The organism is Mycobacterium sp. UNC410CL29Cvi84 (assembly GCF_000686745.1).
GTDB lineage: Bacteria > Actinomycetota > Actinomycetes > Mycobacteriales > Mycobacteriaceae > Mycobacterium > Mycobacterium mucogenicum_B.
Window position 1 is genome coordinate 1 of the sequence record NZ_JMLM01000011.1, and the last position, 11,196, is coordinate 11,196.

The 11,196-nt window shown below is 66.1% G+C and carries 13 protein-coding genes; 8 read left to right on the top strand and 5 right to left on the bottom strand.

All coding sequences use genetic code 11. The features are described from left to right. Together BR47_RS30740 and BR47_RS0116245 are read left to right on the top strand one after the other, a co-directional pair. Positions 1 to 320 (top strand): ISL3 family transposase (locus BR47_RS30740; protein ID WP_036427487.1); only part of this gene is annotated, 320 nt, incomplete at its 5' end. A 169-nt stretch (positions 321 to 489) separates the two neighbouring features. Continuing rightward, complete coding sequence (locus BR47_RS0116245; protein ID WP_029120161.1) at positions 490 to 1,260, top strand: SDR family NAD(P)-dependent oxidoreductase; 771 nt, start codon at positions 490 to 492, stop codon at positions 1,258 to 1,260. Between the two features lie 4 nt (positions 1,261 to 1,264). Here BR47_RS0116245 and BR47_RS0116250 read toward each other — a convergent pair whose 3' ends face one another. The 3 genes from BR47_RS0116250 to BR47_RS0116260 form a co-directional block, all read right to left on the bottom strand. After that, positions 1,265 to 2,446: a geranylgeranyl reductase family protein gene (locus tag BR47_RS0116250; RefSeq protein ID WP_029120162.1), complete on the bottom strand. Its 1,182-nt coding sequence runs from the start codon at positions 2,444 to 2,446 to the stop codon at positions 1,265 to 1,267. Between the two features lie 72 nt (positions 2,447 to 2,518). Continuing rightward, positions 2,519 to 2,941, bottom strand: coding sequence for a cupin domain-containing protein (locus BR47_RS0116255; protein ID WP_081831320.1), 423 nt, complete (start codon positions 2,939 to 2,941; stop codon positions 2,519 to 2,521). A gap of 5 nt (positions 2,942 to 2,946) precedes the next feature. Beyond that, positions 2,947 to 3,873, bottom strand: a complete 927-nt coding sequence (locus BR47_RS0116260; protein ID WP_029120164.1) for an NADP-dependent oxidoreductase — start codon at positions 3,871 to 3,873, stop codon at positions 2,947 to 2,949. Positions 3,874 to 3,976: 103 nt separating this feature from the next. Here BR47_RS0116260 and BR47_RS0116265 point away from each other — a divergent pair, with 103 nt between their 5' ends. The 3 genes from BR47_RS0116265 to BR47_RS0116275 all read left to right on the top strand — a co-directional run bounded on the left by BR47_RS0116265 (position 3,977) and on the right by BR47_RS0116275 (position 5,918). Next, a complete protein-coding gene (locus BR47_RS0116265; protein WP_029120165.1) occupies positions 3,977 to 4,876 on the top strand; it encodes a LysR substrate-binding domain-containing protein in 900 nt (299 codons plus the stop codon). Between the two features lie 30 nt (positions 4,877 to 4,906). After that, positions 4,907 to 5,173 (top strand): UBP-type zinc finger domain-containing protein, encoded by a 267-nt coding sequence (locus BR47_RS0116270; protein WP_020102826.1) that lies wholly within the window; start codon positions 4,907 to 4,909, stop codon positions 5,171 to 5,173. A gap of 106 nt (positions 5,174 to 5,279) precedes the next feature. Further along, positions 5,280 to 5,918 carry an HD domain-containing protein gene (locus tag BR47_RS0116275; RefSeq protein ID WP_029105537.1) on the top strand — a complete coding sequence of 213 codons (639 nt, stop codon included), beginning with the start codon at positions 5,280 to 5,282 and terminating at the stop codon, positions 5,916 to 5,918. A 69-nt stretch (positions 5,919 to 5,987) separates the two neighbouring features. Here BR47_RS0116275 and BR47_RS0116280 read toward each other — a convergent pair whose 3' ends face one another. Further along, positions 5,988 to 6,536 carry a YceI family protein gene (locus tag BR47_RS0116280; protein WP_020102828.1) on the bottom strand — a complete coding sequence of 183 codons (549 nt, stop codon included), beginning with the start codon at positions 6,534 to 6,536 and terminating at the stop codon, positions 5,988 to 5,990. A gap of 127 nt (positions 6,537 to 6,663) precedes the next feature. On the opposite strand from BR47_RS0116280, the gene BR47_RS0116285 reads away from it, so the two are divergent. From BR47_RS0116285 to BR47_RS0116295, 3 genes are all read left to right on the top strand, one after another. Then, positions 6,664 to 7,809 carry a GTP-binding protein gene (locus BR47_RS0116285; protein ID WP_036421022.1) on the top strand — a complete coding sequence of 382 codons (1,146 nt, stop codon included), beginning with the start codon at positions 6,664 to 6,666 and terminating at the stop codon, positions 7,807 to 7,809. 181 nt (positions 7,810 to 7,990) lie between these two features. Continuing rightward, entirely contained in the window at positions 7,991 to 8,275 is a 285-nt protein-coding gene (locus BR47_RS0116290) for a DUF1490 family protein (protein WP_029120166.1), read from the top strand. After that, positions 8,265 to 10,481 carry a heavy metal translocating P-type ATPase gene (locus BR47_RS0116295; protein ID WP_051634845.1) on the top strand — a complete coding sequence of 739 codons (2,217 nt, stop codon included), beginning with the start codon at positions 8,265 to 8,267 and terminating at the stop codon, positions 10,479 to 10,481. The genes BR47_RS0116290 and BR47_RS0116295 overlap by 11 nt, the downstream gene beginning before the upstream one ends. On the opposite strand, the gene BR47_RS0116300 is transcribed toward BR47_RS0116295, so the two are convergent. Continuing rightward, complete coding sequence (locus tag BR47_RS0116300; protein ID WP_029120168.1) at positions 10,439 to 11,056, bottom strand: TetR/AcrR family transcriptional regulator; 618 nt, start codon at positions 11,054 to 11,056, stop codon at positions 10,439 to 10,441. The two genes, BR47_RS0116295 and BR47_RS0116300, sit on opposite strands and share 43 nt — an antisense overlap. Positions 11,057 to 11,196 lie beyond the last annotated feature (140 nt).

Here is an 11,196-nt window from a genome sequence, read left to right on the forward strand (position 1 = left end):
ACCTGCTCAAAGAGGCCCTGCGCACGATCTTCACACTGCCCACCGACCACGCCGCCGACGCCCTCGACCGCTGGATCTCATGGGCGCGGCGCTGTCGCATCGAATCGTTCGTCCTACTGCAACAACGCGTTACCCGTCACCGCACCCAGATACTGGCCGCCATCGAACATGGTCTGTCCAACGGACTCATCGAATCGGTCAACACCAAGATCCGGCTCATCACCCGCGTCGCCTACGGCTTCGCCACACCCGAGCCCCTGATCGCCCTGGCCATGCTCACCCTCGGAGGACACCGACCAGCGCTCCCCGGCCGACAATGACCCACACATACGTCAACAGAGCCAGGAAAGTTGACCGCTCCAAATCGCAAGTGCCGCAGGAGAGCCGACACGCCGCCCGGTGACACGCCGACATTCGCTTGGTCGCATTGTGCCCGCTCAATGGTGCGACCCGGTAGGCACCGCAAAACCCTGTGATCTACTGCTAGCCATGGACCGCACCGCATTTGACCGCCTGTTCGACATGACCGACCGCACCGTCATCGTGACCGGCGGGACGCGCGGTATCGGCCTCGCCATGGCCGAGGGGTTCGCGCTGGCAGGTGCCAATCTGGTGGTGGCCAGCCGCAAGCCCGACGCGTGCGAGGCCGCGGCCGAGCATCTGCGTGGACTGGGTGGCAAGGCGATCGGCGTGCCCGTGAACATGGGCAACCTCGACGATCTCGACCGGCTGGTGGACGCCACCGTCGCGGAGTTCGGCGGCATCGATGTTCTCGTCAACAACGCGGCCAACGCGCTGGCTCAGCCGCTGGGGGAGATGACGCCCGAGGCGTGGGCCAAGTCGTACGACTCGAACCTGCGTGGTCCGGTGTTCCTGATCCAGAAGGCCTTGCCGCACTTGAAGGCGAGCCCGGCCGCGGCGGTCCTGAACATGTCGTCGGTCGGCGCTTTTCAGTTCGCGCCGTTCGTGTCGATGTACGCCGCGGGCAAGGCGGCGCTGCTGTCGTTCACCCGCTCGATGGCGGCCGCCTACGCCGCCGACGGCATCCGGGTCAACGCCATCGCACCCGGTCCTGTCGACACCGACATGGTGCGGAACAACCCGCAACCGATGATCGACGCGATGGCGTCCAACACGCTGTTGAAGCGGCTGGCCAACCCCGACGAATTGGTGGGCACCGCGCTGCTGTTGTGTTCGGGCGCAGGCAGTTACATCACCGGGCAGGTTGTCATCGTCGATGGTGGCGGGACGCCGCGCTAGAGCGTCAGTACGTATGCAGGGGGCCGTACGACTTCCCGTACATCACTCTGAGCGCGCCGTCCCGGACGAATCCCTTGTCGAGCAGCTTGATGCCCGTGTTCGGAATGGCCGGGATACCGGCGAGCTTGTGTCCGAAGCGGCCCATCCGGTACTCCCGGCCCCAGGCAGCCTCCAGCCGCTGGGTGTAGTTGGTGAAGTCGTCGGGGCCGCCGTTCTGCAGGGCCGCGATCACGCATTCGCCGGCGACCAGGCCGGCCTCGAGCGCCTTCGAAATGCCCGCGCCGGAAACCGGTTTGGCGGCGCCGAGTGCGTCGCCGGTGAAGACGACGCCCGGACGCCACGGCGGCCACGCGGTGAAACCCATCGGTAGTCGCCACGCCCGAACACTCTTGCTCTTCTTCAATTCCGCGATCGACGGCAGCTCCCAGTCATGCGGCAGGGATGCCAGGAATTCGCCGAGTAGCTGCGTGGCGTTGATGGCCTGCCAGTTGCGGTAACAGTTGACATAGCCGACGCCGGTGTTGAGGACGCCGTTGCCCATCGGGAACACCCAGCCGTAGCCGGGCAACTGGTCGCCCTGGAACTGCAGCTTGAGGTGGATGTCGAGCGAATCGGTGTCGGGCCGGTTGGTGTGCATCTCCGCGCGGATCGCGATGGCCGAGTAGCCGTTGTACCGCGAGTCGATGTTCAGCGCTCGCTTGACGGGCGAGTACGCGCCGTCGGCGGCGATGACCGCGTCCGCCGAGATCTTCTCCCCGGTCTTGAGGACCAGGCCGACCACCCGACCGTCGGCATCGAGTTCAGGGCCTGCCGCTTCGGCGCCCTCACGTACTTCTGCGCCGGCCTTTTCGGCGTGCCTGAGCAACACGGTGTCCAAATGCGTACGGCTGACGGTACGTCCGTGGTCGGGCATCCCGGGGCGCCGCGGAAAGGACATCTCCCATCGGCTCGGGCTGAACACCGTGACGCGGTCGACCCGGTGGAAGGTGGAGACTTCGTCGGCCAGGCCCATCTTCTGCAGGTAACTGACGGCGCGGGCGGTCAATCCGTCGCCACACGGCTTGTCCCGGGGAAACTCCGCTTTGTCCACGACCAGTACCTTGGCGCCCACCTGCGCCGCCTGCCATGCGGCGGCCGAGCCCGACGGACCACCACCGGCGACGACGACGTCATACCGCTGTGCCATCGTTTCCCGCCCCGTCCGTCCCGAAGTGGCTCCAGTTCATCAGGTTTCGTGTGGAGCCGCCAGGTGACCAACTTACCGGTGCGGGTCGTCGACTTTCAGTTCGTCCCCGGTGTTCGAGACGAAGACGACGAGGAGCCTGGCGGATTCCGTCGGACTGGTGTTCTCGGTGAGCACGTGGTGCGCGCCCGGCTGCTCCACCCAATTCTGGCCCCGGCGATACTCGGTGACGGGGGAGTCGTCGACCTGGCTGCGCACCGCGCCGTCGAGGACGTATGCATAGATGAACGCGTCGCCGTGCCGGTGCGGTGCGGCCCGTGCGCCAGGCGGGAATTCAACGATCGCTGAGGTGAACGTCTTACCCGGCACGTTGGGCAGCGCCTGCGCGATCAGTGGCGTCAGTGTCTCGACTGCCGGCGGCGGTGACGCCATGTCGGTCGACGTGCACCCGGCGGCTCCGACGAGCAGGGCAGCGAACAGGACTGGTGCGCAACGCATCCCGATCATCGAATTCCGTCGTTCGCTTGGATGATCGTCTTCCCGGGGACGCGCCTGTCCGGTGCGAATGCCGCCACCGCTTCGGCGAGGGGCCGGACGGCGCTGACGATCGGCTTGAGGCGACCGTCGCGCACCCGGGAGGCGAGGTCGATCAGCTGCGAGCGGTCGGGTTCGACGACGAAGAACATCGCGTGGCCGTTGCGCGGACGCACCTCGGGCGGTTCGGCGATGGTCACGAGCGTGCCGCCGTCCCGCACGAGTGCGGCCGAGCGGGCGAGGATGTCGCCGCCGATGACATCGAAGACGACGTCGACTTCACCGGTGTCTTCCAGCTTCTCGGTCTCGAGGTCCACGAAGGCGTCGGCGCCGAGTGCGAGGGCCTGGTCGCGGTCGGCGGTGCGGCCGGTCGCGATGACGTAGGCGCCCACTTCGTGAGCCAGCTGCACCGCGAGCGAGCCGACGCCGCCCGCCGCGCCGTGAATCAGGACCGTCTGACCGGTGGTGAGGTGGCCATGCGTGAACAGGCCCTGCCAGGCCGTCAATCCCGATATCGGAAGTGCGGCGGCGACGGCGTGGTCGATGTCGGCCGGTAGCGGCGCGAGGTTACGGGCCTCGACAGCAGTGAATTCCGCGAGCGACCCGTCACGGGCCCAGTCGGCCAGCCCGAATACCCGCTGCCCGACGGTCAATCCGGTTGTGCCGTAACCCAACTCGACGACAACGCCGGAGAGCTCGTGGCCGGGCACGCTCGGGGTCCGGTCGCGTCCTGCACGGTCGGTCCAGGTGCCGGGCCAGTCCAGCTCGCCGGGGGTGAACCCGGCGGCATGTACCCGGACGACGACGTCGTTCTCGGCGGCGTGCGGGTAGGGCAGCTCCATCAGGGACATGCCCTTGATGCCGGCATCACGATCGCTCACGGCCATGGCTTGCATGAGGTTTTCTCCTTTGGTCTACCTCCATCAGAGCAACCGCTGCCGATCAAGTCCAATGACAAGAGTTGATCTTTTCGATCAGCATCATTGATAGGTTGTGTCTGTGGAACTGCGGCAGCTCGAACACTTCCTCGCGGTGGCCGGCGCGATGAACTTCTCGCGGGCGGCGCAGCAGGTCCACGTCGTGCAATCCGCCCTGTCGATGTCGGTAGGGAAATTGGAGAAGGAACTCGGCGTCGAACTGTTCGATCGGACCAAGCAGCAGATCAAGATCACGCCGGCCGGTGAGTTGTTTCGCGAACATGCCCGGCGCGTCATCCAGACCGCGCGGCTGGCAAAGGATTCGCTCAGCGACTTCCGTGGTGAGCTGTCCGGAACCGTCGATCTGGGCTCGCTCATCTCCTTCGGCACCCTGGATGTGCCGAAGGTGCTGGGGGAGTTCCACCGCACCTATCCCTTTGTCCAGATCAGGCTGCGACAGAGTCAAACGGGTTCGGCTGCTTACCTTTCCGCGATCGCGGAGGGTTCGCTCGACCTGGCGCTGGTGTCCGCGCCCGACCGGTTCCCGCCCCGGGTCCAGATGCAGTTGATGTGCGAAGAGCCGATGGTCTTCGTCTGTCGTGCCGACCACCGTCTTGCACAGCGCGACCGGGTGGACATCACGGAGCTCTGCGACGAGGACCTCATCGGGTTCCCACCCGAGTTCGGGCTCAGAAGGCTTGTGGAATCGGCTTTTTCAGCGGCCGGTGTGTCTGCACGGACACCGCACGAGGTGGCGCTCGAGTATTCGATCGCGGCCAGGCTGGTTCAGCATGGATTGGGCACCATCATCATGCCGGGCAGTGAAGCCGCGAACTTTCCGGACCTGCGCGCCATAGACATTCGGCCCGCGATCGTGTGGCAGATCTACCTGGCGTCGGCGGAACGATCACAGATCGGACCGGCGAGCGCGAGGCTGGCCGAGATGCTTTTGGCCGACGTGCGGCCGGGCGCGTCCCGGTAATCCGGGCGCGACGGGGCTACCGTGGATGGCGTGGCATCCATCTTCGGCGACTCGCACTTGAAGAACGTCCGCCTGGTCACCCCGCAGACCACGAAAGGCTGCCAGGACTGCATCGCGGCCGGCACCCGGTGGGTGCATCTGCGGCTGTGCCTCACGTGCGGGCACGTCGGCTGTTGTGATTCGTCGCCGATGAAACACGCCAGTGCGCATGCAAAGACGCCGGGCCACGAGATCGTGCAGTCCTTCGAGCCGGGTGAGAACTGGCGGTGGTGCTACGTGCACGAGAAGTACGTCTGACCGTGTCCTGATCTGTGGGATGCATGGCTCCGCGCGCTCTGTAGGTACGGCCGATCCGCGGACAAAATGGACTGTGTCCAATCAAGTCCGACGGAAGTTGCGAGCCATGCCCGAAGTTATTGCAGGAGTGACGATTCCGGACACCGAGCTGGTCCGGGAGGCCACCTCGATCGTTCGGAAGTCGACCGACGACACCTTGTTCAACCACTCCCGCCGGGTATTCCTGTGGGGCTCGTTGAAAGCGGCTGCGCGCGGCCTAGACGTCGACCCGGAACTTGCCTACGTGGGCGGCATGTTCCACGACCTGGGTCTGACCACGGAGTACGGCACGACGCATCAACGATTCGAGATCGATGGGGCCGACTTGGCCCGAAAACTGTTGCTGGACTTCGGCCGTAGCGAGCAGGAGGCGACGAATGTGTGGCTGGCGATCGCGCTGCACACCACGCCAGAGGTTCCGCACCACCTGGCGCCCGAGGTCGCGGTGGTGATTCTGGGCGTCGAAACCGACGTCATCGGACTGGGTCTCGACGAGATCAGCGAAGAGCAGCGCGCCGAAGTGGTTGCCGCCCATCCGCGTCCCGACTTCAAGAACCGCATCCTGCGGGCGTTCAACGACGGCATGGTCAACCGGCCGCTCACCACGTTCGGGACGATGAACGACGACGTGCTCGCACACTTCGATCCGTCGTTCGAACGCACGAACATGGTTGATCTCATTCAGCGCAACGCCTGGCCGGAGTAACGGCGGCGCCGACAACGCCGGGCCGGGCGACAGGACAAAGGGAAAACCCGGCCCGGCATTGCCGTCGAATCAGGCCTGCTTGACGGCCTCGATGTCGAGGGTGATGGTCACCTTGTCGCCGACGACGGCGCCACCGGTCTCCATCGGCAGGTCGAGGTCGACGCCGAAGTCCTTGCGGTTGATGACAACTGACGCTTCGTAGCCGGAGACCTCGCCGTTGCCCATGCCGGGGCTTACACCGTTGAACTCCAGGTTCAGGGTGACCGGGCGGGTGTTGCCCTTGATCGTCAGGTTGCCGTCGAGCAGGTACGCATCCCCGTTGGGCCGCACGGCGGTCGAGACGAAGGTCGCGACGGGGTGGTTCTCGGCGTCGAAGAAGTCGGCCGACTTGACGTGGCCGTCGCGCTGCTCGTTGCCGGTGTTGAGGGATGTCACGTCGATCTCGGCGGTGACCGACGGGGTGCCGTCGGCGTCGACGGTGATGGCACCGCTGAAGTTCTCGAACTTGCCGCGGACCTTGCTGACCATCAGGTGGCGTACCGAGAACTCGACCGTGGAGTGTGCGGTGTCGATCGCCCAGGTGCCGACGCTGAGGGGAGAGGTTGCGGTGGAGGTCATGTGCCTGTCCTTTGCTTGGTTCGAGGGCCGGCTTGTCCGGCCTCTGACGAACTCCAACCGGACTGCGGTCCGGATTATTTCCGGCCGCCGGCTCGCATTCCTTAATGAAAATGATTATCGTTAAGGCATGCCCTCGACCTCAGCTGACCTGATCCCTGTGACCGTGCTTTCGGGCTTCCTGGGAGCCGGCAAAACGACGCTGCTCAATCACATCCTCGCCAACCGGGAGGGTCGCCGGGTTGCGGTGATCGTGAACGACATGAGCGAGGTGAACATCGACGCGGCCCTGATCGCCGGTCAGGGTCACCTCGACCGGACCGAAGAGAAGCTCGTCGAGCTCACCAACGGATGCATCTGCTGCACGCTGCGTGAAGACCTCATCACCGCGGTCGCGGATCTGGCCCGGCAGAACCGATTCGACCAGATCGTGATCGAATCGACGGGCATCTCCGAGCCGATGCCGGTGGCGGCGACCTTCAGCTGGGAGTTCGAGGACGGCTTCGTCCTTGCTGAGCTCGCCCGCCTCGACACCATGGTCACCGTCATCGACGCGTGCACCTTCCTGCCGGAACTGGCGCGCGGAGAAGCGCTCACCGACCGGAACCTCGCGGTGGCCGACGGCGACGGGCGCAACATCGCCGACCTGCTGGTCGATCAGGTCGAGTTCGCCGACGTCATCCTCATCAACAAGACCGACCTCGTGAGCGCCAAGACGATCGCGACCGTCGAGGCCGTCGTGCGGCGTCTGAATCCCAACGCGCGGATCGAGCGCACCGAGCACGGGATCGTGCCGCTGGCAACCGTTTTGGACACCGGATTGTTCGATCCGGAACTTGCCGCGGAGGCGCCCGGGTGGGACGAAGAGATCGCCAACGGGCACACCCCCGAAACCGAGGAATACGGCATCAGCAGCATGACGTTCCGCGCTGACCGTCCGTTCCATCCGCAGCGACTCGCCGACGCGCTCGATCAGGTGCGAGGTCTGTTGCGCAGCAAGGGTTTCTGCTGGATCGCCACCCGGCCGAACATCGCCGCCATCTGGTCGCAGGCCGGCCCCAACCTCACCATCGAGCCCGCCCAGTACTGGACGAGCACCGACATCGAGCCCGGTCAGGAGATCGTTTTCATCGGTATCCGCCTCGAAGCGGGCAAGGTACGAGCGCTTCTCGACGCGGCGCTCCTCACCGACGACGAAGTGGCCGCCGGCACGAGTGCCTGGCTGCGTTACGCGGATCCGCTGCCGGCGTGGACCGCGGCGCATAGTCACGTTTGAGGCGTGTCATTCGAAGCAAGCCCGCCACGCACCGGCATCACGCACTACCTTGGGCTGTATGACACGTGTCCGCGGTGCCGGCCTGTCCGCCATGATCACGGCCGCTACTCGTGCCTTGTCACCGGGGACTGCGTGAAAACCACAATTGCACAACACATCGCACGACGAGAGGGACCGCCTGATGTCGATTCACCCAGCACTGATCAAAGCCACCAGGACTGTGGCCACGGGCGTCATCGGGGTGGCAGCGTACGACGTACTGCGTAAGGCGCTGCGCGCGGCGCCCATCCACGAAGCGAGTGTCACCACCGCATCGTGGGCGCTGCGCGGCACCCGTAAAGCCGAGGAGGCGGCAGAGAACGCCCGGCTCAAGGTCGCCGATGTGATGGCCGAAGCGCGCGAGCGAATCGGCGAGGAGGTGCCACCGCCGTCGGTGGCCGACGCCGAACATTCCCATGACCACTGATGTGCTGACCGACGTGGCCGATGCGTCCCGCATCGATGCCGAGTCGGGCCTGACGGTGATATCGGTTGCAGCGGGCCGGATTCGGGTTCATGTCCCGTGGCTGCGGGGCGACGCCGTCGGCGCTGTGGCGATCGAAGATGCCGTCGACAAGGTCGGTGGCGTCAGAACTGTCCACGCCTACCCACGTACCGCGTCGGTGGTGGTCTGGTACGCGCCGCAGCGCTGCGACACGTCGGAGCTGCTGACCGCGATCCGCGCCGCGCAGGCCACGCCGCGGCAGCTGGTCCCGGCTCGCTCGCCGCGTTCGGCCGACATCCACAACGCGGATGTACTACGCATGGCGCTCGGCGCTCTGGCTCTCGCGCTCTTGGGAGTCCGTCGTTACGGCCTGGCCCGCCCGCGGTTGCTCGGGCCGGCCAGCCGGACGTTCGCCACCGGAGCGACCATCGTCACCGGATACCCGTTCCTGCGCGGTGCGCTTCGCGCGCTGCGCGGGGGCAAGTCGCCCGGCACCGATCTGCTGGTGTCCGCGGCGACCATCGCGAGTCTGATCCTGCGCGAGAACGTCGTGGCACTCACGGTGCTGTGGCTGCTGAACATCGGTGAGTACCTTCAAGATCTGACGCTGCGTCGTACGCGCCGCGCCATCGCCGACCTGCTGCGGGGCGTTCAGGACACCGCCTGGGTGCAGCTTCACGACGGCACCGAGGTGCAGGTCGCCGCCGAAACCCTACGGATTGGCGATCTGGTCGTCGTTCATGAACAGGTCGCGATCCCTGTCGACGGAGAGGTCGTCGCGGGGGAGGCGATCGTCGACCAGTCCGCCATCACCGGTGAAACCCTGCCGGTGACCATGGCACCGGGCGCGACCGTCCATGCGGGATCCGTGGTCGTGCGGGGCCGGGTGGTCGTGCGGGCCCGGGCGGTGGGCAGTCACACCGTGCTGGGCCGCATCGTGGCGAGAGTCGAAGAAGCGCAACGTGATCGGGCGCCGATCCAGACGGTGGGAGAGAACTTCTCCCGCCGCTTCGTGCCCGCGTCGTTCGTCTTGGCGACGGCAACGTTCCTCGCCACCGGCGACGTCCGCCGGGCAATGACCATGCTGCTGGTGGCGTGCCCGTGCGCGGTGGGGCTCGCCACCCCGACCGCGATCAGCGCGGCCATCGGCAATGGAGCGCGGCGCGGCATTCTCATCAAGGGCGGTTCACATCTGGAGGCGGCCGGCCGGGCCGACGCCGTGGTCTTCGACAAGACCGGCACCCTCACTCTCGGCCGGCACATCGTCACGAACATTGTTTCCTTCCAGGAGAATTGGACTCCGGAGGAGATTCTCGCCTACGCCGCGAGCTCAGAGATTCACTCACGGCATCCATTGGCCGAAGCGGTCATCCGCTCAACCGAAGACAAACACATCGTGATTCCGCCGCACGAGGAGTGCGAGGTACTCGTGGGTCTGGGGATGCGGACCCGCGCCGACGGTCGCACGTTGCTGCTCGGCAGCCCGTCTCTGCTGGAGCGGGAGGACGTCGCAGTGTGTGGCGAAGCCGATGCGTGGGTGCAGCGGCTGCGCCGTCAGGCCGAGACGCCACTGCTGCTGGCCGTCGACGGTGAACTGGTGGGTTTGATCAGCCTTCGCGACGAGGTGCGCCCCGAAGCGGCAGAAGTGCTTGCGCGCCTGCGGCGCTCGGGTGTGCAGCGGATCGTCATGCTCACGGGCGACCACGCGGACACCGCGCAGGCCGTCGCTGCCGAGCTCGGCATCACCGAATGGAAGGCCAACGCGCTACCCGAAGACAAACTCGCCCTGGTGCGCACGCTGCATGACGAGGGCTACACCGTTGCGGTGGTGGGCGACGGGGTCAACGACGCACCCGCGCTGGCCGCGGCCGACATCGGTATCGCCATGGGATTGGCCGGCACCGACGTCGCCGTCGAGACTGCCGACGTGGCGTTGTCGACCGACGACCTGCGACGGCTGCTCGACGTGCGAGGTCTCAGTGACCACGCGGTCGGCGTGATTCGGCAGAACTACGCCATGTCGATCGCGGTGAACGCGGCCGGGCTGCTGCTCGGAGCGGTCGGTGGATTGTCACCCGTCCTGGCGGCGATTCTGCACAACGCGTCGTCGGTCGCCGTTGTCACCAACAGCTCGCGCCTCATCCGTCACGAGCTGGCGCAGTCCGGCGCGAGGTCGCCGAGCAGGTAGCGCTGCAGTGTGACGCCGAGGTCGGCGGCGAGCTGTTCGTTCGAACGGTTGGCCAGCGGTTCGAGTCCGATGACGTACCGCGCCATCGCGAAACCGTTGACCTGTGACATGACGAGCGCGGCGCGGTAGTCGGCATCGGCGGAGCCCAGTCCTTCGGCGATGGGCGCAATGATCTTGCACGCCAAGAAGTCCCGGACCAGCTTCGCGGCTTCCGGTTCGGCCGTGGCGGCGCGCACCATGCCGATCATGGGTTGTCGCCGGACTTCGTCGTCGAGAACCTCGAGGATGAACGTCGCCAACCGCAGCCCCGCCGAGTCCTTGTCGCCGTCGAGCACCCGGCCGATGACCGTGGCGGGCTCGACCGGCAGCTCGACCACCGCGAGGAACAGGTCGCGCTTCTTGCCGTAGAAGTGGCTGACCAGCGCCGGGTCGACGCCGGCCTGCAGCGCGATCTGCCGCAGGGAGGTCCGCTCGTATCCCAATTCCGCGAACATCTTTCGCGCGGTTTCCTCGATCGCCTCACGAGTGCCGCTGGGCCCCGGGCGGCGTCCACCGCGGGTGGGTCGCTGGCTCATTCGACTCCCTGATTCACAGAATTCTTTACGTGTTGAATTATAGCCCCAGCGGGTCTACTGTCATACCGTCAACCTTCTTGATCAGCCACGCAAGAAGGCGTTCCGCGCAGTCCGTGCCTCGTGCGGATTGAAAGGGGCAC

What these genes read in the sequence shown, in the direction of transcription:
- BR47_RS0116260 (WP_029120164.1), bottom strand. Translation starts at nt 3,873, where the DNA reads ATGCAAGCCATGGCCGTGAGCGATCGTGATGCCGGCATCAAGGGCATG.
- BR47_RS0116290 (WP_029120166.1), top strand. Translation starts at nt 7,991, where the DNA reads ATGTCGATTCACCCAGCACTGATCAAAGCCACCAGGACTGTGGCCACG.
- BR47_RS0116280 (WP_020102828.1), bottom strand. Translation starts at nt 6,536, where the DNA reads ATGACCTCCACCGCAACCTCTCCCCTCAGCGTCGGCACCTGGGCGATC.
- BR47_RS0116245 (WP_029120161.1), top strand. Translation starts at nt 490, where the DNA reads ATGGACCGCACCGCATTTGACCGCCTGTTCGACATGACCGACCGCACC.
- BR47_RS0116255 (WP_081831320.1), bottom strand. Translation starts at nt 2,941, where the DNA reads ATGCGTTGCGCACCAGTCCTGTTCGCTGCCCTGCTCGTCGGAGCCGCC.
- BR47_RS0116285 (WP_036421022.1), top strand. Translation starts at nt 6,664, where the DNA reads ATGCCCTCGACCTCAGCTGACCTGATCCCTGTGACCGTGCTTTCGGGC.
- BR47_RS0116275 (WP_029105537.1), top strand. Translation starts at nt 5,280, where the DNA reads ATGCCCGAAGTTATTGCAGGAGTGACGATTCCGGACACCGAGCTGGTC.
- BR47_RS0116295 (WP_051634845.1), top strand. Translation starts at nt 8,265, where the DNA reads ATGACCACTGATGTGCTGACCGACGTGGCCGATGCGTCCCGCATCGAT.
- BR47_RS0116250 (WP_029120162.1), bottom strand. Translation starts at nt 2,446, where the DNA reads ATGGCACAGCGGTATGACGTCGTCGTCGCCGGTGGTGGTCCGTCGGGC.
- BR47_RS0116300 (WP_029120168.1), bottom strand. Translation starts at nt 11,056, where the DNA reads ATGAGCCAGCGACCCACCCGCGGTGGACGCCGCCCGGGGCCCAGCGGC.